1 protein-coding gene is annotated in these 665 nt (G+C 45.3%); it reads right to left on the reverse strand.

Features of this window, described 5'->3' with window-relative positions; translation table 11 throughout:
• Positions 1–570: DUF4214 domain-containing protein (locus tag IE103_RS18285; protein WP_444545895.1), on the reverse strand; the 570-nt coding region annotated here is incomplete at its 3' end.
• Positions 571–665 lie beyond the last annotated feature (95 nt).

Here is a 665-nt window from a genome sequence, read left to right on the forward strand (position 1 = left end):
AACACCGCTAGAGAGTTGATTGACCCAATAGGTCTTACCAGCAGCATCCGCAGGACGGTGTAAGACATTCTGATAGACCAGATCGATGAACTGAGCATTGTCGATGGCACTATATTTTTGCTGGAACTCGGTGCTCGCAACAAAGGCATTACTGATCGAAGACAAAGACATCCCCGCGTTATATTGTTTGATCCAATAATCGAGACCATCACGATCAGGAATACGATCAAAAGCACCAAAGTAAAGACGGGCTAAACTACCAACACCCTGTTGGAACTCGTTTGAGGCCAAGAAAGAAGCAGCGACTTTGGCACGACTCATCCCCGCTTGTTCAATTTGCTGTACCCAATAATTGAGTCCAGCAGTATCGGNCCCCTTAGCAGAAAGATCGAATGGACTACCATCAGTGATCTGCAAATCGACGCGGTATTTACCATCAATTAACGAGATATTGCTGGCTAAATTAACCCACGTACCAGTTTTATCCTGTACCCAGAAGCCATTGATCGGCGCATTCGCATCGGTAAAGAAAGAGAATTTAACAGACTGACTCAAAGGCACCTTTTGCACATCAAAATCGACTAAGCCAAACGGCAAAGACAAATCATTACCACTCAAGAATGGCGTAGGCAAAGGATTGACAGCGACATGCTCAATACCTGCCT

The sequence above is a fragment of the Affinundibacterium macrobrachii genome (genome assembly GCF_014652415.1).
GTDB classification, from domain to species: domain Bacteria; phylum Pseudomonadota; class Gammaproteobacteria; order Burkholderiales; family Burkholderiaceae_D; genus Undibacterium; species Undibacterium macrobrachii.